The sequence below is a fragment of the Enteroscipio rubneri genome (genome assembly GCF_002899715.1).
Classification (GTDB): domain Bacteria; phylum Actinomycetota; class Coriobacteriia; order Coriobacteriales; family Eggerthellaceae; genus Enteroscipio; species Enteroscipio rubneri.
Window position 1 is genome coordinate 630,656 of sequence record NZ_PPEK01000001.1, and the last position, 19,478, is coordinate 650,133.

The following is a 19,478-nucleotide window of genomic DNA, read 5'->3' on the forward strand; positions in this document are numbered from 1 at the left end:
CGAACGAGGAGGTACGACATGCTGGACCCGCTTGTCCTTGACTTCTGCAAGAGCGACGTCGCCGATATCGGCGGTCTCGAGCGCTCTGAGTTTATCTGCGCTGAAGAGGGCCGCTTCGAGATGCGCGCCTACCCCGGGCCGGATTCCGCGAACAATATCGGAACCGTGCACGGCGGATTCCTGCTGGCGCTGGCCGACATGGCCGGTACGGGCGTGGCCGACACCTATGGATTCCAGAATACGACTATGTCGTTGACGGCCAATTTCCTGCGCCCGGGGCTTGTCGACGACGAGTACTTCGAGGTGGTAGGCACAGTTGTCCACAAAGGGCGGCGCTCCGTGGTATCGGACGTGGAGATCGCTCGCCCGGACGGCAAGATTCTCGTGAAGGCAACGTGCACCGTGGCCCTGTTCGAGACGCGCATCGGCGAAGCATGACAAGCGAAACCCGCCTCCTGCCACCAGGTGCGGGTCTCGTTATCACGATCGTAGCGCAGGTTGCGCTTCCGATTCATGGTATGTGTGGGGATGCTGCCTCTGCGCGCTCCCTTCTTCGTTCCTGATGATCCGTCAGGCGTTTTCGATGGCATCGATGGCATCGATCACTGCGCCACGGAACCCGCTCTTTTCAAGCTGCGTGACGCCTTTGATGGTGGTGCCGCCGGGCGAGCATACGGCATCTTTCAGCTCGCCGGGATGCTTGCCCGTCGCCAGCTGCAGCTTTCCCGTGCCCACGATCATTTGCGAGGCGAGCCGGTAGGCGGTCGGGCGTTGCATGCCGTGCTTCACGGCCGCATCGGCGAGCGCTTCAACGTACAGGGCCGTGAACGCGGGACCGCAACCGGCCACGTCGCTCGCCACCGAGAGCAGCTTGGTGTCCATGCTCTCAATGAGCGCAATCTGGCCGAACAGATCCGAGAACGCGGCGAACTCTTCTTCGGTAAGCGAATGCCGCTGCTCGCAGGAGACGACGCCGGCTCCTACGGCGATGGGTGTATTGGGTATTGTGCTGATGTGGTGGGTGCTCGGATCGAGGATCCTCTCGAAGAAATCGAAGTAGCATCCGAACGCCACCGACACCACCACTTTGCCAGCCAACGCCTCGCGCACGGGCTCGATCACGTGTTCGACCAGGTAAGGCTTCACGGCGATCACGATGAAATCGCTCGCTTCGACGACCTCCGCCGCCGTTTCGACTGCGTTCACGCCAATCTCCTTGGCGGTGCGCTGCAGTTTGTCGAAGTGCGCTGCACATGCCGTGATGCGCTCGCCCGACAGCGCCCCCGCGCCGACGAGTCCTCGCGCAATGGCCTGCGCCATGTTGCCGAATCCGATGAAACCGAGTCTGATCTGTTCGTTCGCCATCGTGCCTCTTTCCCCTCGTTGAAACCGGTATCGTTCGATTGTACGATATGCGGGGCGCGCATCCAAGGGCAGCTTGCGTTATGCGGAGAACAATTTGCGCATCTCGGCCAGGAGCTGCCTGCGTGTGAAGACGAGCAATGCGAGAAGAAATACGCACGCGGAAAGCGCGCTTGCATACGCGGGCACGTCCCAGGTGGTGAGACCGAGGATCGAGAGGGCCAGCGGCGCCACGCCCAGTACGACATCGAATAGAAGGTACTTGGCGTACCCGGAGACAAACGTGCCCCTGAACACCGCGACGAGCACGACGTCGTACACGATCGCCGTCAGGCAGATGCCGGGAATGACGAACGTCGTGACGATGAGATTGCCCGTTACGAGGAACCAGGCGGCGGCGACGGCGAGCAGGATGAGGAAGTAACGCGCTACCACGCGTAAAAAGTCCGGGTTGTGTACGATAATGTTCCGAACGAATAGGTAGTTCAAGGCGAGCCCCACGCAAACGGCGAGCACGATGTCGCCCGGGATGTCCAGAAGATGTCCCAGAAAGGGCAGGGCGATCAGGCATGCCCCGGTGACGAACGCCAGCACGGCGAGCGCCACGGCACCTGATTTCCTGACCGCGTTCACGGGAAATACCGAGGGTTCGGCTTCGCCTTCGAGCTCAGCTTGGCACAGCGGGCATCGATCGAGATCGCCGGTGAAGGCTACGCCGCATTTGCTGCAGCGCCTCATACGCGCGCCCCATCCTCGTCAGAAGGGACCGGTTCGTCCGACTGCGCAGAAGCCTGGCCGCCCAGCCGCTTGACCGAGGCTTCAAATCTAGTCTCCAACCGATCCTCGGCTACCTCCTTGCTCGTCTTGTTGATATTGATGAGGCCCTCGATGCCGTTCGACGTGAAGAATCGACAAAAATTCTTGATCACGTCAGGATTCGAGTAGGCCGACGTGATGCCGATGCTCAGGTCGTCGTCGAACGAGCACACCATGAAGTTGATGCCATTGGTCGAGGTGAGCACATTGATCGTCCGGACGAACGGGGCCAGCCTCTCATCGATGCGGATGGGGCCGAGGCTCGAGACGGTAGTGGTGGTCTCGCGCGCGACCAGCCAGTCCGCCAAGCCGAGCACGAGATCTTTCACGAACAGCGGCGCCAGACGCAGAAGCGGGTTCTTCTCGAGCGCGATCATGCGATTCATGCGCGATTTGAGGTTCTCGGCCTCGGTGGCCACCTTCAGCTGGGCCTGCACCTGTGCGGCTACGGCGCTTACGGGCTCGTTCTCGTCGCCGGGCACGTAGGACACATAGGCCAGTCCGAAGAAGTTCTTGGTCGTGGCCGACTCGAAGAATTGACGCAGGTCAACAGGGATATCGAGGCGGATAGCGCGGTGCCGATCACGCTGCGGCATCTCCGTGCGGATGGCGCATAGCACAACGGCGATCACGAGCGAGGTGAGGCTCACTCCGTAAGAGCGCGCGAGGTCGAGCACCTGCTGTACGGGAAGATGGTATTCCATGAATGTGGGATCCGCGATGTCGCGCCAGCCCGATAGCCGGTAGACCTTCGGCGCGTGCGTGGGCGCTGCCTTGTCTCGTTCGAAGTACTTGTCGAAACTGTCCTCGGATTTCTGGTGGTCCGATCCGTCGTAATCCGTTTCCACGCCTTCGACGCCGTAGCGCTCCTGCAGGTACGCGTAGAGCAGCGCTTTGAAGAAGCTGAGAGTGCCGCGCCCATCCGATACCATGTGGGACACTTCGAGGTTGATGCGGCTGTGGTAGTAACTCGTCCTGAACAGCACGCTTTTCGCGTGGACGTGCAACCCGTAGCAGATCGGTAGGTTCTCAAGGCTCACGGACGGCATTTCGGAGGCCTGTTCCAAATAGTGCCAGAACATGCCGCTGCGTAAACACACGTTGAAGCTGGGAAACGTGTCGACCGTCTTCTCGAGTGCGCGCTGCAGCAGGTCGGGGTCGACGTCATCCACAAGGTCGGCGGAGTATCGGAAAACCGTCTGGGCGGAGCTGCCCGCCTGCGACGAGTAGAACTTCCCCACGTTGTCTAGTCGGTACCAAGTAGCTCGAGCCACGCCGGGTCGTCCTCCTGTTCCAGTCCATCGCCGTCCAGAAAATGTTTCATGATGCGGTAGGTGTCCTTGACCACGTTGAGCACCGAAGGATACAGCAGGTATCCATGCACGGCATCGAGCACACGATAGCACGCCGCCTCGCCGCTTTCCAGGTCGATCCGCGCTGCGAAGGCCTCGCCCTCGTCGCGCAACGGGCAGTACTCGGCGGTGATCACGAGCGTGCGCGGCTGGTTTGACACATCGGGTGCGAGCAGCGGGGCGAGATAGGGATTGGCGAGATCCTCGGGCGAGGAGCAGTACAGTTCCATGTAGCCCTGCACGTCGCGCGCGGTGAGCAGGTAGTCTTCGCCGTTCTCGCGCACCGAGTCGAACCACGACGTGCGCGGGTCGTGGTCGTTGTAGGTTACGGGATAGAGCAGCATTTGAGAACGGGGCATATACTCGCCGCGGTCGCGTGCCATGAGCGAGACGACGGCTGCCAGGTTGCCGCCGGCGCTGTCTCCGAATAGCACGATGTTGTCGACGTCGACGTCGGCGAGCAACTCTCCAGCGAACAGCTGGCGGGCTGTCTCGTAGCAGTCTTCGGGCGCCTGCGGGAAGCGATGTTCCGGCGAGCGCCGGTAGTCCACCGACACCACACGTCGCTCGAGCTTGACCGCCATAGTGGAGCAGGCGTCGATGTAGAGGTCGACGGACCCGTTCGCCCATCCTCCTCCGTGGAAGAACAGGATGGTGCCGCGGAAGTCCTCGACGACCTTGAGCCCGCGGTCGAGCGAGAAGTCGAAATCGAGCGGGGTGAACACCCGCAAGGGCACTTCGTAGCCGTCGCGCATGACGGCGACTGCTTCGTCGATGCGGCAGCGGGGATCGGGCAAGGAAAGCTTTCCCATGACGTCCTCGGCCACTCGCTGGGCTTCGTAGGTCTGCTTGATGTCGGGCTTCAGGCGCGAAGCCGCTTTGAATGCGGCGAGAACCGCTTTGTTGAGGGGCATGGCGATGCCGTCCTTTCCGAGGGCGGCATCGCGAAAGCGCGCGCCGATCGGTCGCGGCCCGGATGCTCGGACCGTCTTCGAGGTTCATCGTAGCACATGGATGCCTGCAACCTCGCCGCTCTGTGCAAGCTGCACGTGCACAGTCAAAAGACCACGGGTACATGCATGCTAGCGGGAGCTTTCGCGCCGGGCGAGAGGGGAAATTGAGATCCGGCGCCGACAAGCGTGCCGAATCTCGCCCGTCTGCTTTGCCTTGAGCCACAAGCAGGGCGTCAGCTCATGCATGGGAGCGCGACGGGAAGCCGCGATCGAACGCGAGCAGGCGGCGGTAACGCTCGCTCTCGCGCGCGAGCACAGCAGGGGAGCCTTCGAGCTCGATGCGGCCGTCCTCGAGGAACACGACGCGGTCCATGTCGGCCACGCCTTGCAGATGATGCGTGATCATGATGAGGGTCTTTCCCTCAGTCGTGGCGAAGACCGCTTTGAGCAGGGCGCGCTCGGTGGCGGGATCAAGCCCCACAGTGGGCTCGTCGAGCACGATCGTCGAAACGTCTTGCAGCAGCACACGTGCAAGTGCGATGCGATGGCGCTCCCCGCCCGAGAAGCGTACGCCCGCCTCGTCCACAAGCGTGTCGAGTCCTTCGGGAAGTCGCTCGACCAGGGTGCGCAGTCCGACCCGTTCCAGAACGTTGTTCATGTCTTCGTCGGTCGCGTCCTCGCGGCCGATGCGCAGGTTTTCTCGAAGCGAGCGGTTGAACAAATACGTCTGCTGCTGGATCACGCCGAGATAGCGGGCCATGTCATCGCCAAACGAGCCAGCGGGCACGCCTCCCAGCTCCACCGTGCCTGCATCCGGCTTCAAATCGCCCCGGATGAGCGAGGCGAGCGTGCTCTTGCCCGATCCGCTGCGGCCGAGGATGGCCACACGCTCGCCTGGGCGCACCTCCAGACTGATGCCGTCGAGCACGGGACGGGGCGCCTCGGGATAGGAAAAGCGCACGCTCTCGACGCGGATGGTCGGAGGAGCGCCCGGCGACGGGAGAACGACCTGCGGCGCGCAGGCCGCTGCTGCGGCGTCCTCCGTGCGCGCGTTCTTGCGGTTCGCCGTCCTTACCGGCCGGTCTTCAGCCTTACCGCAATTACCCGGATCGTCGGGAAGCTCATTGAGCCGGTCGATGGAGGCACGGTACGAACCGGCCTCCGTGGCCGCCGTCGACAGCGGTGCGAACGCGTCTATGAGGGGAAAGAAGCCCAGCACGATGGCTGCGATCCAATTCGCCGTTCCTCCGTGGACGCCGCCGAATTGGCCGGCCGCCCAGAGGAGCGTCATGACCGCGATACCCCCGAACAGTGCGGTCGAGATCAGGTCCCGCCTACGGGCGAATCGGTCGAGCTCGACGTCCACATCGCGCAGCACGCGCTGGGAGGAACGGTAGCGGTTCAGGTATTCCGCGCCGCGATGCGCGAATATCCAGTCGGAAACACCCAGCACGTTGTCCGTCAGTTCGCAGTACAGCTCGTTCTTTATGGCCTTGCGACGAGCGACACGCGCTCTCGTTGCCAATACGGACGCAAGCGGCACGAGTACCACCACCACGAGCAACGCGAGCAGCATGGCGAGTGCGAACCACAGCGAGAAGAACCCCAGCACCGCAACGACGACAACGGTGAGCAGCCACGCAACAACGGTTGGGAACACCGTGCGCAGATAGAGGTTCTGCAGATGTCCAATGTCCTCGGCCAGCAGACCCAGCACGTCGCCCGTGCGATGTGTGCGCCTGAAGAGGATGGCGTCGCCCTCGATGGATGCGTAGAGCTTTGAGCGCAGTGCGCTCGTCATGCGGAGAACCCAATCGTGGCTCGTCAGCCGTTCCAGGTACTGCAGGATGGGCTTGCCGATGCCGAAGATGCGCACGAAGATGGTGGGCATATGGATCATGAGGATGCTGCCGGGCATTTCAGCTGCAGCTGCAATGAGGTAGCCCGAGGTGAACATGAGCCCCGAAGCGAAGCAAAAGGTTGCCACGCCAAGGGCCAGCGCCACGGCGAGCGCTTTGCGGTACTGCTTGAAGAAGGGCCTGACCCATCGGTCGCGACCGCTTCTGCGGGTTGGGCCGCCGGTTGCAGGTTGGTTGGCGGCGTCCGCCCGTCTCTGCGCCTCTTCGACGTGCGCCTCGCGGCGCATCCGGGCGCTCATGTGGTCTCCCAGGCCGTCTGCGCCGCAAGACGGCCGAGCGCACCGCCGTTTGCCTCAAGTTCGGCCAGCGGGCCGTGCTCTGCGATACGCCCGTCATCGAGCACGATCACTTCGTCCATGTCGTCGAGCCAATGCAGGCGGTGCGTGGCGAAGAACACCAGGCGGCCCTCCATGAGCGGCAGCATGCGCTCCTTCAACTCCATCTCCGTTTCGATGTCCAGATGGGCGGTGGGCTCGTCGAACAGCAAGATGCGCCGCGAATTGTCTAAAAACGCCCGCGCGAGCGCAATGCGCTGCGCCTGGCCGCCCGAGAGGGCGCGCGCGCCTTCGCCCACAAGTGTGTCCAGTCCACAGGGCAGTTCCGCGACGAGGTCGTCCAGTCCTACGACGTCAATCGCCCGCGCGACCTCTTCGTCGCTTGCATCGGGTCGGTAAAACGCGATGTTATCGCGCAACGTGGCATGAAACAGATACGGGTCCTGCGGTATGTAGACGATCTGCCGTTGCCAGCCGTCCTGCTTGAAATCGGGCAAAGGCGTGTTGCCCAGCTCGATGTCGCCTGCATCAGGCGCCAAAAAGCCGCCGAGGAGGCTGACGAGCGTGCTCTTGCCCGCGCCGCTGGCGCCGACGATGCCGTATTTGCGGAAGCCTTCGGCCGTGAAGTCCAGATTCTCGAGCACGCGATGGCTGTCGTAGGAGCAGCCGACGCCCCGAAGCTCCATGCGCGACGTCGCGCCCCAATCGGGCAGTTCGCAGCTGTGATCCGAGCCGTCTGGGGCGCCTATGAGACGTTGGATGGATTTCAGCGCATTCACCCCGTCGAGCGAAGCGTGGTAGTCGGACGCGAACGAGCGGATGGGCTTGAAGTACTCGGGTGCCATGATGAGGATGGCGAGCGCGGGGAACAGCTGTGCCGTACCGTCGAGCAGCCGCATGCCCAACATGAAGGCCACCGCCGCGATGGACAGAGTCGAGAACAGATCGAGCACGAGGCTGGAGAGCGTCGCCATGCGCAACGTCTTCATCGTGGCTTCGCGAAACCGCTCGCTCACCGAGAAGATGCTCGCACCATGGCGCTTGCCCGCGCCGAACAGCTTGAGCGTATCGATGCCGCGTAGCGTGTCGATGAAGTGATTGGAGAGCACCTGGAACGTGCGGTATTGTCGAGACGCTGCATCCTTTGCATTGCGGCCGAGTATGATCATGTACAGCACGATGAACGGGAACATTATGAACATGATGAGGGCGGATACCCAGTCGAGCGCGAGCGCGAAGGCGAGCACGATAAGCGGGATGACGACGATCGAGGTGATCTTGGGCAGGATGAGCCGAAAATAGGCCTGTACCTGATCGACGCCCTCGAGCATGGCCGCCGCCACGCTGCCCGTCCCGTTGTCCCATACCACCTGCGCCTTCGTGGTGAATACTTTGCGAAGCAGCTCCTGGCGCAGTTCGTCGGCGCGGTCGTAGGCATAGGTTTCGAGGTAGGCGTCTTCGGCGTAGACGGCGCCTTGCCGAGCGACGAAGCAGGCGAAGAAGAGCGCGATCCATGCAGTCTGATCCGGGATGGGCGCTCCGTGCCAGAGGTTCGCGAGGGCCGTGGCGAGGAACCAAGCCTGGCCAACGATGCAGAGCGCCTGCAAGGCGGAGGCGCTTGCGAGCAACGCCAGTACTCGGCGCACTCCCGGCAGCGCGAATATGGCTCGATCCAGCATCGTCGCCTCCTGCGGGCCTCTCTTCGGGCGGCTCTTTCCCGCGTTCCCGATGGACGGAATGATGTCGTACCCGTTGCGTCGTTCGTCTTCCCGGCTTGCAGGAAAGTGTAGCACGTGCGCGCTGCTACGATCCGGCGGCGTTATCCGTGGCGCATTAATGATATTATTATAGTAACATTTAAATCGGCGAAGCGCTAGCGTTCGTTTCTTGGCCGTCCGCGACCCCTTGCACGTTGCGTGATGCCGGGCCAAGCAGGCTCGTCCTGGCGCGACGGCAGTGCTATCATGTGCGAATACTCAGCAATCGTTCTCATAAAGGAAGTTCCATGTCGCTTTCCATCGGTATTGTCGGCCTGCCGAACGTCGGCAAGTCTACGCTGTTCACGGCCCTCACGAACAAGGGCGGCCTCGCGGCCAACTACCCGTTCGCCACCATCGAGCCCAACGTGGGCGTCGTGCCCGTGCCTGACGCGCGCCTCGACCGCCTGGCCGAGATCGACCATCCGGCGCGCATCGTGCCGGCCACCGTCGAGTTCATGGACATCGCGGGCCTCGTCGCGGGAGCGAGTCAGGGCGAAGGCCTGGGCAACCAGTTCCTCGCGAACATCCGCGAGACGGACGCCATCTGCGAGGTCGTGCGCTTCTTCGGCGACCCCGACGTGGTGCACGTCTCCGGCAAGGTGGACCCGCAAAGCGACGTGGAAACCATCAAGACCGAGCTGATCCTGGCCGACATGGGCACGCTGGAGAAGGCACTGCCACGTCTGGAGAAGGAGGCCAAGCGCGACAAGGCCGGCGCGGCGAAGGTGGCTGCGGCGAAGAAGGTGTACGAGGGCCTGAACGAGGGGCATCGCGCCCGCACGCTCGACCTCACTGACGACGAGCGCGCGGCGCTGTACGACCTGCACCTGCTCACGATGAAGCCGATGCTCTACATCGCCAACGTCGACGAGGAACAGCTGGACGCCGACCTGCCCGAGATCGACGGATGCGCGCCCGTGCCCATCTCCGCGAAGGTGGAGGCCGACCTGGCCGAGCTCGACCCGGCAGAAGCGCGCGAGTACCTGGAGGCCATGGGTCTCGAGGAGAGCGGCCTGGCCCGTCTCGTGCGCGAGGCGTACAAGCTGCTGGGATTGCAGAGCTACTTCACCAGCGGCGAGACCGAGACGCGCGCCTGGACCATCCCCATCGGCGCGAAGGCCCCGCAGGCTGCCGGCGTCATCCACACCGACTTCGAGCGCGGCTTCATCAAGGCCGAGACCGCCTCGTTCGCTGACTACTCCGAGCTGAACGGCGAGAAGGGTTGCCGCGACGCCGGCAAGCTGCGACAGGAGGGCAAGGAGTACGTCGTCCAGGACGGGGATGTGATGCACTTCAAGTTCAACGTGTAGGGAGGTCGGATGATCGCTCGCAGGATCGAGCGGGATATCGAGGAAGCTGCGGAGCGGGCCGGCTTCCCGAGCTTTCGGAGAGCAAGGGCTAGAAGTCGATCAGGTCGCGGACTTCGACTTCGAGCGCATCCGCGATTCGTATCAACTGCTCGAGGCTGACCTTCATCTTCCCGTTCTCCAGCCGGTATACATAGGAATTAGAAGAAGGCTGGCCGATCATACCCGCAAGATCTCTCTGCGTGAGGTTCGCGTCCTCTCGCGTCCTTCGGATTGCCGCGCCCAGAAGCGCGTACCTCTTGTCCAATTGCTCGGCCATGTTCCAAGGGTATGCGCTAGACTGTTCTTTACGAATACTCATGGGTATTCATTTGCGCAACGTTTCCGTTATGAGCGTAAGGGGAAGGAGGGCTCGCGCCATGCCCATTGCCTGCCGCTTCGCGCGCGATGCGGTAACGCGGCGGCAGGTTTCGATGCTTGCTATATTGGCGGGATGCGCAGCCTCGCTTCGCCCGCATCCGATCGAAAGGAGCCAAACAATGGAAGAGCATGCGGCGGCTGCGGGGTGCGAGGGCGTGCGATCGGCGGCGATGGATGCGGGGTCGGCTGTCGCGGAAGCAATATCATCCCTTCGGGGGCTCCTCATGTGCTTGAGCCTCTACGATGCCGCGCTCCAGAATGAGGAGGAGTTCAGTTTATACGATGCGCTTCACTTCAACTCGATGCAGGGTTACGTCTTGCATCGCGCCGTAGCCAAGATGGAAGAGGCGTGCCTGATCCTCGAAGACGTCTCGGGCCCTGAAATACCGGGAAAGGCTGACCTGGCAGAGAGCCGATAACAGCTTTCGATGCATTCGGCGGAACCATCCGATTGGCGATATTTCTGGAACGCTCGGAATGCGTTGCCGTTAGAAGGGCCGTATGGTGTAGATTGCCTCATAGGATAAAGGCTGCTGCACGAGGATGTGGAGAGTCGGCGCAACATGATTCGCACAAGGACGACAGGGGAGGCCTACGCATGAACGACTTCGTCGAAGCGCTGGAGAGCGATGGCAGAAACCCTGAGCTGCCGGAGGAATACGACTTCTTCGGCAGGCTCGTGGGCAGTTGGAAGCTTGACTACATCGATCGCACCCTGTCCTCTTCGGTCAAAGGGAAGTGGATCTTCGAGCGGGTACTCGAGGGCATTGGCATCCAGGACGCGTGATTGCCTGTTGAACGAAGGCAAGGGTTCTATCCTGGCTGCCGACCTGTGGAAATATTACTTGCTGAGGCGAGTCCCGAGGCCGACTACGATCTTGAGCGCCCCCGCGTGATCGCGAGGGTGCTCTTCGTTTCGGTCTACAGGTGCATCAGCAGCCAGCTGACGAGGTCCTCCTCAACCTCGAACTTGAGGTCGTCGTAGTTGTGGATCTCGTGGCGATAGCCGGGATACAGCTTCGTCGTCACCTCGTGGCCCGTGTCGGCGAGCCAGTTGGCGCACTGGTAGACGCCCTCGCCGTAGGTGCCCACGGGGTCCTGGTCGCCGGCGATGCAGAGGACGGGCAGGCCGGCGGGCACCTTCTCGGCCCACTCGGGGCCCTCGATGCAAAGCATCATGTCGATGAAGTCGCGCAGGCTCACGTTGTGCGTGGGGTGCGTGAACGCGTCGAAGGGGTCTTCCGCATGGTCCTTCTGCACGTAGGGGTCGTGGCAGATCCACTCGTTGCCGCGCGTCGCGCCCTCGTCGCAGCGGGCGAACATCCAGCCCATCAGCTCGCCCACGAAGGCCGGGTCGCTCTCGTGGCCCTTGCCGGCGGCGATGGTCTCGTCCAGCTTCGCGCGCACCTCGTGGGTGTTCTTGAAGATGCCGGTGGTGCCGCAGTAGACGGCGCCGGCCAGCTCGTCGCCGTACTTCGCGCTGAAGTCGCGCGCGATCATCGAGCCCATGGAGTGGCCGAACAGGAAGTAGGGCAGGTTGGGGTACTTCTCGCACACGAGGTCCTTGAACCGCTTCTCGTCCTCCATCATGGTGTGCGGCCCCGCGTCGCCCCAGTCGCCCCAAGTGCCATTCGCGATGGCGGTGGCGCCGTGCCCCACATGGTCGTCGGCCGCAACGATGAAGCCGGCGTCCATGAGCGCCACGATCATATGGAAGTAGCGGCGGGAGTGCTCGCCGAAGCCGTGGATCAGCTGCACGATGCCCTCGGGCTCGCAGGCGGGGACGTAGATCCACCCCGTCACCTGGTCCCGATCGTTCGACGATGGAAAGCAGATTTCGTGCAGCATGGCAAATCCCTTCTCTCGTGTTCGCGGACGGGTGCCCGCAGGCCGATTCGCACACGCTCCGTGTGAGCGCCTCGGTTCATTATGGCAGACGGGAACCTTCCGAGCTTCATGTTTTTCGCGCCGCACTTTGCGACGGCACTCCGTTTTGCGATAATGGTTGCGTGCGCTTCGGGTTTTGGTGTGGCAAGGATGACGTCAAAAGGAAAGCGGGAGATCGATGGACGAGATGGCAAAGTTCGGGTTCGGATTCATGAGGCTGCCGGAGATTGAAGGGGCCGATGGAGAGATGCATATCGACATCGATCAGGCCAAGGAGATGGTGGACATCTTCATGGACGCCGGGTTCACCTATTTTGACACGGCGCGGCGTTATCACTTCGGCAAATCCGAGGCCGCGCTCAAGGAAGCGCTTGTCGACCGCTACCCGCGAGATTCATTCCAGCTTGCCTCGAAGCTTCCGGCGTGGGTTGCGAAAGGGCCCGATGAGGCGCGTGCCATGTTCGATGCCTCTCTCGATCAGACCAGTGCTGGCTACTTCGACTTCTTCCTCATGCACAATCTGGGCGAGTACCGTACGAAGGCATTCGACGAGTACGGCATATGGGACTTTTTGTTCCAGAAGAAGGAAGACGGTCTGATTCGCAAGCTCGGCCTTTCGTTCCACGACAACGCCGCTGCTTTAGAGGCGGTGTTGGACTCGCATCGTCCCCTCGACTTCGTGCAGTTGCAGATCAACTTCGCCGACTGGGAGAATAGCCTGATCGAATCCAGGAAATGCTACGAGGTGGCCCGCGCTCGGAACCTGCCGGTCGTTATCATGGAGCCTTTGAAGGGCGGCTCGCTCGTTCATCTGCCAGCCGCTGCGGTCGAGGTGCTGCGCGAGGCGAATCCCGAGGTGCCGCTCGCATCTTGGGGTCTGCGCTTCGCTGCGTCGCTGCCAGGCGTGCTCACCGTGCTGTCTGGCATGTCCACAGCCGACCAAGTGCGCGAGAATACGCGCATCATGACGTCGCTCGGACCGCTGAACGAGCAGGAGCGCGTTGCGCTCGAACAGGCACGAGCCATCTTGGCCTCGGTGCCTACGGTGCCCTGCACGAGTTGCGGCTACTGCGTCGAGGGTTGCCCGGAGGGCGTGCGCATCCCTTCGGCGCTCTACGCGCTCAACATCATGACGCTCTTCGATGATATGCCGATGGCTAGCCATGAATACGACTGGCGGACCGCCGGCGGCCGGGCATCGTCGTGCATCGAGTGCGGTGCCTGCGAGCTTGCGTGCCCGCAGCATATCGAAGTGATGAAAGAACTCGCGCGTGCTGCCGAGCTGTTCGAATAGGGGACGTCGAGCATTCCGCACACTGTCGCGCAAGTTGAACGAGCATCCACGGAAAGGGCGGGCGAAATGACGCTTGAAACAGGTTCCGGTCAGCAGCTCGGTACGGAGCCCCTTGCGGACTTCTTCGCGCGCACGCCGAAGCTGGCGATAGCATTCTCGGGCGGATGCGATTCCTCGTATTTGCTCGCGTCCGCTGTGGAGGCGGGCTGCGAGGTGAAGGCGTATATGGTGAACACGGCGTTTCAGCCTGCATTCGAGCTGGAGGACGCGCGCCGTGTCGTGGACGTTTGCGGGGCGGCGTTCGACGTGATCGAGGCCGACGTTCTGGCCGAAAGCGCCATCTGCGCGAACCCGCCCGATCGCTGCTACCTCTGCAAGCGCTTCATCTTTGGCGCCGTACGCGAGCGCATGGAGCGCGAAGGCTTCGAGGTGCTGGCCGACGGTACGAACGCCTCCGACGATCCTGCGCGCCGCCCCGGATTCCGCGCGCTCGCGGAGCTTGACGTGGTGTCGCCATTGCGCCGCGCCGGCATGACGAAGGACGAGGTTCGCGCCGCCTCCCGCGCGCTCGGCGTGCCGACGGCTGACAAGCCCAGTTTCTCGTGCCTGGCCACGAACGTGCCCGAAGGCAAACCGATCACTGCTGCGTCGTTGGACGAGGTGCGCCGCGCCCGCGGGCTCTGACGCGCGAGGAGTGCGGTGCTCTCTTCGGGTTCGTGCTGGGCGAGAATATCGCCCGCTATGCCTATGCGCAGGCGGGGCCTGACGATCTGGAGGGCACGGCGGTGGTGGAAGTGAGCGCGGTATGGATATCGGTAAATCGCGGAACGGGGCGCGCCTTGAGGTGACACTGATCGGTCGTCTGGACACGAAGACGGCGCCCCAGCTTGAAGACGCGCTCGGTTATCGAGCGGCTCTCGCTGGGCCGTCCGCCGACCTCGAAGCCGAGGACGGGGCCGACCGCGCGTAGGGGTAGCAGGGGGTGTGCGCTGCGCGCGTTCGCGATCCGGGTGCAGAGCCGGACCGCAGCGTGTTTTTTTCGGCGTATACTGGGCACCACCGAACGGGCGAGAGGATGGCGCGCAGAGCGCTGCGGAAGGCGGTAGGAAAATGGCGTACGTGTTCACGCATGCGACGGTGCTCGACGGTACGGAGAGCATGGAGCCTCGGCCCGACATGACCGTGGTGGTGGACGACGGCGGGCGCATCGACAAGGTGGGCCCTGCGGCCACCACCGTGGGGCCGATGGGCGCGCTTGAGGTGGATCTGGCCGGGACCTTCCTCATGCCGGGCCTCATCAACGCGCACGTGCATCTATGTGGCACGGGCAAGCCCATGAGTGCCGGCGGGGCGGGCGACCTTATCGACAAAGTGACGGGCAACCCCATCGGCATGTGGGCGCTGCGGAGGATGATCCGCAGCCATGCTCAGGCGCAGCTTGCCAGCGGCGTGACCACCGTGCGCAGCGTGGGCGACCCCGGCTTCGCCGACGTGGACGTGCGCGACGCCGTGAACGCGGGGAAGTTCCCCGGACCGCGCCTGCTCACGTCGGGCACGGGTGTCACGGTGCCGGGCGGGCACGGCGCGGGGCTGTTTGCGCACGTCGCGAAGTCGCCCGAGGAGGCGCGCGAGATCGTGCGCACCTGCTTTGCGCACAACTGCGACCTGGTGAAGCTGTTCATCACAGGGGGCGTGTTCGACGCCGAGGTGGAGGGCGAGCCGGGCGTGCTGCGCATGCCGCCCGACGTCGCCCGCGCGGCTGTGGAGGAGGCTCACAAGCTGGGCATGCCCGTGGCTGCGCACATCGAGAGCGCCGAGGGGGTGCGCGTGGGCCTGGAGGCAGGCGTGGACACCATCGAGCACGGCGCGGCGCTCGATGAGGGGCTGATCGCGCTCTTCAAAGAGAACGGCGCCGGACGTGCTTCGTCGCTCACCTGCACCGTCTCGCCCGCGCTGCCGTTCGTAGAGCTGAGTCCTGAAAAGACGAAGTCCACCGAGGTGCAGAAGGCGAACGGCCGCATCGTCTACGAGGGCATCGTGCGCGCCGCGCAGCAGGCGCTGGCCGCAGGCATCCCCGTGGGTTTGGGCACCGACTCGTCGTGCCCCTACATCACGCACTACGATATGTGGCGCGAGGTGGTGTACTTCGAACGCCTTGTGGGCGCTTCGCGCCAGAGGGCGCTCCACACCGCCACGCTCGGCAACGCGCGCATCCTGGGGCTGGGCGACGAGACGGGATCGGTCGAGGAAGGTAAGGCCGCCGACCTCATCGTGACGCCCGAGAACCCGCTCGACAACCTGGAGGCCCTGCGCACCGTGACCATGGTGATGGCTCGCGGCGCCCTGGACGAGCACCCTCGAGTGAAGCACATACCCGAGCTCGACGCCGAATTGGACGACTTTCTGCCGCAATCGGAATGAAACTTTGATGGGCTACGGGTTCGTCCACAATGACGGCATGGCGTCTCGAGTCGGCCGTTCCCGAGCACGCGATTGCCCGGCGGCGCGTTGAGGTTCGTCGAACGAATTACACCGAATAGGGTAGCGAATACCACCGCTTTGGTGAAGCAAAAGGGGCTGTGTCGGGCCGTTTGCCAATGCGGACGCTGTTTACGAGGCGGCCGCTCGCGGTATTATGGGTTCTGAACGGATGGCAAGGCGAAGGGAAACAAGCGTGACGGACGCAATACTGGCGCGGCAGGCGCTCAAGGACCATTTCGGCTACGACGCGTTCCGGCCCGGGCAGCAAGGTGTGGTGGAGGCGATCCTCGCCGGCCGCGACGCGCTGGCGGTCATGCCCACGGGCGCCGGCAAATCGGTGTGCTACCAGGTGCCCGGCATCGTGATGGAGGGCCTCGCGCTCGTGGTGAGCCCGCTCGTGTCGCTCATGGGCGATCAGGTGCGCGCGCTCCTTGACGCGGGCGTGCGCGGCGCCTACCTCAACTCCACGCTCACGCCCGGCCAGCAGGCCACCGTGCTGCGCCGCGCGCTGGCGGGCGCGTACCAGATCATGTACGTGGCCCCGGAGCGGCTGGCCGACCCGCGCTTCCTCGAGTTCGCGCGCGAGGCCGCCATCCCGCTCGTCGCCGTGGACGAGGCGCACTGCGTGTCGCAGTGGGGCCAGGACTTCCGCCCGTCGTACCTGGCCATCGGCGACTTCATCGAGCAGCTGTCCGCGCGCCCCGTCGTGGCGGCGTTCACGGCCACGGCCACCGAGCGCGTGCGGCGTGACATCGTGCGCCTTCTGGATCTGCGCGACCCTTACGGGGTGGTCACCGGGTTCGACCGCCCGAACCTCTACTTCGGCGTGGAGCGCTTGGAGCCCAAGCGCAAGCTCGCTTGGATCGGGAGCTACGCGCTCGCGCATCCGGGTGACTCGGGGATCGTGTACTGCTCCACCCGCAAGGACACCGACAAGGTGCATGCCGCGCTCGTCGCCGCCGGCGTGCGCGCGGCGCGCTACCACGCGGGCATGCCGGCCGCGGAGCGCGCCGAGAGCCAGCGTGCGTTCATCGCCGACGACGCGCTGGTCATGGTGGCCACGAACGCGTTCGGCATGGGCATCGACAAGTCGAACGTGCGCTACGTAATCCACCACAACATGCCCGGCAGCATCGAGGCGTACTACCAGGAGGCCGGCCGTGCCGGGCGCGACGGCGAGCCGTCCACGTGCATGCTCCTATGGAGCGACGGCGACGTGTCCACCTGCCGATTCTTCATCGAGCAGGAGTCGAGCAACGAGGAGCTCTCGCCCGAGGAGACCGACGCTGTGCGCGCCTCGCGCCGCCGCCTGCTGGAGGCCATGGTGGGTTACTGCCACACGACGGGCTGCCTGCGCCGCTACATCCTCGATTATTTCGGGGAGCAGTCGTCGCAGGACGTTCGTAACGCCAGCGAGAAGGGCCCCGGTGCCGAAGATTGCGGGGAAAGCCCGACGAAGCGACCTGCAGGCCGCGAGGAGGGCTTGGAGCCGCAAGATCCGGCACCGGGGCCCTTCGCAGCGTCGAGTTCTTCCGAATGCCGACAGGCAGCCGGAGCCTGCTGCTCGAACTGCGAGGGCGCGTTCGACGCCGTGGACGTGACCGAGCTGGCGCGCGCCGTCATGCGCTGCGTGCAGGAGCTGCGCGGGCGCTTCGGCAAGGGCATGGTGGTAGACGTGCTGCGCGGCTCGAAGAGCGCGAAGGTGCTGGACCTGCACCTGGACGAGGTGGCCAGCTACCACACGGTGGATGCCTCTGTCGCGCAGGTCAAGGAGGTCGTCGAGCTTTTGGCCGCCGGCGACTACCTTGCGATTACCGAGGGCACCTACCCTACGGTGGGCCTTGGCCCGCGTGCTCGCGAGGCGGCGGACGACGGGTTCTCCCTCTCCATGAAGAAGGTCGTGCGCAAGGCCGAACGCGTGCGGGGCGTCGAAGCGGGCGCCGGCCGCGCGTTCGGCGCCTCGGGTACGGTGGCCGCGTCGGGCGAGGCCGACCCAGAGCTGTTCGAGCGCCTGCGCACGCTGCGCAAGCGCCTGGCGGACGAGGCTGGAGTGCCGCCCTACATCGTGTTCTCCGACGCCACCCTGCGGGACATGTGCGCGAAGCGCCCCGCCACCGAGGACGAGTTCCTGGATGTCTCCGGTGTGGGCGCCACGAAGCTCGCCCGCTACGGCGAGGCGTTCCTCGCCGAGCTCGCCGCCTACGGTAGCGAGGGCTAGCGCGCCGTCGGGAAGAAGGGGGTTCAACGACACCGATGACCTGCTGCGCTTCCTGCAGATACGGATACTGTCCGACGCGCAGGGCTACGGCGATAGGCGCCTGCGTTGGGGGGCTGCGTGGGGAAGACTCCATCCCCACGCATCTTGCTTGACGTGTCGTGCAGGCGATCGGGCAAACCCTACATCTGGATATGGAGCCGCTGGAGAGGCCCGTCGTCGCCTAGCGACGGCGGGCCTCTTTCCCGTTGGCGACCGCAGGACCGTTGCTTACGATGTCGCCGGTGCTGCGGGGGCTGCCGGGGCGGCAGGCGCGGCCGGGATGTCGGCACCGTTACGGCTTGCGCCGCCCGGGGCCGTGTTGTCGCCGCGATTTGCGGCACCGGCGCTGGCGCCGCGGTCGAAGCTAAGGTCGACGCTGCCGCTCGTGGTGCGAACGACGATGCGCTTGTCGGCGCCGATCGTGCCGGCGGGGGCGTCCACGCTGCCGCTTGTGGAGGACGCCGCGATGTCGTAGTCGGTCGCGAAACCCGTGAACGAGGCTGCTACTCGGCCGCTCGACGCCTCGAGTACGGCTTCGGTCGCGTCCAGGCCGACGGCATCGATGCTGCCGCTGGAGCAGCGGATGTCCAACGTGGTCGCGCGCACTTCGTCCAGATACTGGTAGCCACTCGACGTACTCGTCTCCACCGTGGCGCCCTCCACGTCATCCAGGGAGAGCGAGCCGCTCGAGGTCCAGGCCGAGAAGCTCTCGGCGTCCACGCCCGTCGCGTTGATGCTGCCGCTCGAGGTTCTCAGTCCTACAGTCTCCGCGCTCGTGCGCATGAGTGACAGGCTGCCGCTGCTGGCCGTGAGCGAAACCGTGCCGAGGTCGTCGAGGTTCGCAACGTCAACGTTTCCGCCGCTCGTTTCCACGGTGATGGAGCCCGTGTACCCGCGTGGAACCTTCACCACGGTGGTGCGGTCTTGGAAGTCCACCTTCATGATCATGAGGCCCGTAAGCGAAGTGCCCTGGCCGGTGATCTCCAGCACACCTCCTTCGTCGACGACGTCTACGGTTTTCTCGCTGCTGGTCCAGTACGTGATTTCGAAGGCGTCTCCGTCGGCTGGCTCGAAGCGCACGCTTTCGCTTGCGTCCCTCACTACGACGGCGGTGTGGGGCGCTTCCGCCTCGGTGCTCAGGGTCTGCGTGCTCGAGACCCAGTCGCGCGTGGTGTTCGACAGGTTCTCGAAGCGGAAGTCCGCCAGAGTGAACGCCCCCAGGGCGAGCGCCGAGCCTCCCACCAGCATCACGGTGGCGACGATCAGGACGACTTTACGCGCGGTGGTCATGGCTCTGCGCTCCTTCCGAAGTTGGGTTCCCCGCCGTCGGCGGCATCGGTGCGGGCGGGAAGGGGACGGTGCCCTGCGGCCCGACGGGACGGGGCGCACCGGGGC

18 protein-coding genes are annotated in these 19,478 nt (G+C 64.3%); 9 read left to right on the forward strand and 9 right to left on the reverse strand.

Translation table 11 applies throughout. The features are described 5' to 3' along the window. Positions 1–18 precede the first annotated feature (18 nt). Positions 19–438, forward strand: coding sequence for a PaaI family thioesterase (locus C2L71_RS02630; protein WP_103264201.1), 420 nt, complete (start codon positions 19–21; stop codon positions 436–438). Between the two features lie 132 nt (positions 439–570). Here the strand turns inward: C2L71_RS02630 and proC are convergent, their stop codons facing one another. The 6 genes from proC to cydD all read right to left on the reverse strand — a co-directional run bounded on the left by proC (position 571) and on the right by cydD (position 8,356). Then, a complete protein-coding gene (gene proC, locus C2L71_RS02635; RefSeq protein WP_103264202.1) occupies positions 571–1,365 on the reverse strand; it encodes a pyrroline-5-carboxylate reductase in 795 nt (264 codons plus the stop codon). A 78-nt stretch (positions 1,366–1,443) separates the two neighbouring features. Next, positions 1,444–2,100, reverse strand: coding sequence for a DUF6320 domain-containing protein (locus C2L71_RS02640; RefSeq protein ID WP_103264203.1), 657 nt, complete (start codon positions 2,098–2,100; stop codon positions 1,444–1,446). Further along, positions 2,097–3,452, reverse strand: coding sequence for a phthiocerol/phthiodiolone dimycocerosyl transferase family protein (locus C2L71_RS02645; RefSeq protein WP_103264204.1), 1,356 nt, complete (start codon positions 3,450–3,452; stop codon positions 2,097–2,099). Before C2L71_RS02645 ends, C2L71_RS02640 begins: the two co-directional genes overlap by 4 nt. After that, on the reverse strand, positions 3,425–4,444 hold the full coding sequence (locus C2L71_RS02650; protein WP_103264205.1) for an alpha/beta hydrolase: 1,020 nt from the start codon (positions 4,442–4,444) through the stop codon (positions 3,425–3,427). Before C2L71_RS02650 ends, C2L71_RS02645 begins: the two co-directional genes overlap by 28 nt. Before the next feature lie 277 nt (positions 4,445–4,721). Then, positions 4,722–6,641: a thiol reductant ABC exporter subunit CydC gene (gene cydC / locus C2L71_RS02655; protein WP_239926249.1), complete on the reverse strand. Its 1,920-nt coding sequence runs from the start codon at positions 6,639–6,641 to the stop codon at positions 4,722–4,724. Continuing rightward, the gene (gene cydD, locus C2L71_RS02660; protein ID WP_103264207.1) at positions 6,638–8,356 is read right to left on the reverse strand and encodes a thiol reductant ABC exporter subunit CydD; all 1,719 of its coding nucleotides are present in this window, start codon (positions 8,354–8,356) and stop codon (positions 6,638–6,640) included. Before cydD ends, cydC begins: the two co-directional genes overlap by 4 nt. 326 nt (positions 8,357–8,682) lie before the next feature. On the opposite strand from cydD, the gene ychF reads away from it, so the two are divergent. Beyond that, positions 8,683–9,747, forward strand: a complete 1,065-nt coding sequence (gene ychF, locus C2L71_RS02665; RefSeq protein ID WP_103264208.1) for a redox-regulated ATPase YchF — start codon at positions 8,683–8,685, stop codon at positions 9,745–9,747. Between the two features lie 88 nt (positions 9,748–9,835). Here the strand turns inward: ychF and C2L71_RS02670 are convergent, their stop codons facing one another. Beyond that, entirely contained in the window at positions 9,836–10,105 is a 270-nt protein-coding gene (locus tag C2L71_RS02670; protein WP_239926251.1) for a helix-turn-helix domain-containing protein, read from the reverse strand. Positions 10,106–10,283: 178 nt separating this feature from the next. Between C2L71_RS02670 and C2L71_RS02675 the strand changes: the two genes are divergently transcribed. Both C2L71_RS02675 and C2L71_RS02680 read left to right on the forward strand, forming a co-directional pair. Continuing rightward, positions 10,284–10,583, forward strand: a complete 300-nt coding sequence (locus C2L71_RS02675; protein WP_103264210.1) for a hypothetical protein — start codon at positions 10,284–10,286, stop codon at positions 10,581–10,583. 179 nt (positions 10,584–10,762) lie between these two features. Beyond that, positions 10,763–10,951 (forward strand): hypothetical protein, encoded by a 189-nt coding sequence (locus tag C2L71_RS02680; protein ID WP_187143233.1) that lies wholly within the window; start codon positions 10,763–10,765, stop codon positions 10,949–10,951. A 134-nt stretch (positions 10,952–11,085) separates the two neighbouring features. Here C2L71_RS02680 and C2L71_RS02685 read toward each other — a convergent pair whose 3' ends face one another. Further along, the gene (locus C2L71_RS02685) at positions 11,086–12,012 is read right to left on the reverse strand and encodes an alpha/beta fold hydrolase (RefSeq protein ID WP_103264211.1); all 927 of its coding nucleotides are present in this window, start codon (positions 12,010–12,012) and stop codon (positions 11,086–11,088) included. Between the two features lie 217 nt (positions 12,013–12,229). Between C2L71_RS02685 and C2L71_RS02690 the strand changes: the two genes are divergently transcribed. From C2L71_RS02690 to C2L71_RS02705, 5 genes are all read left to right on the forward strand, one after another. Continuing rightward, complete coding sequence (locus C2L71_RS02690) at positions 12,230–13,345, forward strand: aldo/keto reductase (protein WP_103264212.1); 1,116 nt, start codon at positions 12,230–12,232, stop codon at positions 13,343–13,345. Positions 13,346–13,411: 66 nt separating this feature from the next. Further along, positions 13,412–14,029 (forward strand): ATP-dependent sacrificial sulfur transferase LarE, encoded by a 618-nt coding sequence (gene larE / locus C2L71_RS02695; RefSeq protein ID WP_103264213.1) that lies wholly within the window; start codon positions 13,412–13,414, stop codon positions 14,027–14,029. Positions 14,030–14,150: 121 nt separating this feature from the next. After that, the gene (locus C2L71_RS11995) at positions 14,151–14,315 is read left to right on the forward strand and encodes a hypothetical protein (protein ID WP_157938919.1); all 165 of its coding nucleotides are present in this window, start codon (positions 14,151–14,153) and stop codon (positions 14,313–14,315) included. Between the two features lie 140 nt (positions 14,316–14,455). Next, positions 14,456–15,766 carry an amidohydrolase family protein gene (locus C2L71_RS02700; protein WP_103264214.1) on the forward strand — a complete coding sequence of 437 codons (1,311 nt, stop codon included), beginning with the start codon at positions 14,456–14,458 and terminating at the stop codon, positions 15,764–15,766. A gap of 253 nt (positions 15,767–16,019) precedes the next feature. Beyond that, complete coding sequence (locus tag C2L71_RS02705; RefSeq protein ID WP_103264215.1) at positions 16,020–18,044, forward strand: RecQ family ATP-dependent DNA helicase; 2,025 nt, start codon at positions 16,020–16,022, stop codon at positions 18,042–18,044. Between the two features lie 267 nt (positions 18,045–18,311). On the opposite strand, the gene C2L71_RS02710 is transcribed toward C2L71_RS02705, so the two are convergent. After that, the gene (locus C2L71_RS02710; RefSeq protein ID WP_103264216.1) at positions 18,312–19,373 is read right to left on the reverse strand and encodes a DUF4097 family beta strand repeat-containing protein; all 1,062 of its coding nucleotides are present in this window, start codon (positions 19,371–19,373) and stop codon (positions 18,312–18,314) included. Positions 19,374–19,478: the final 105 nt, after the last annotated feature.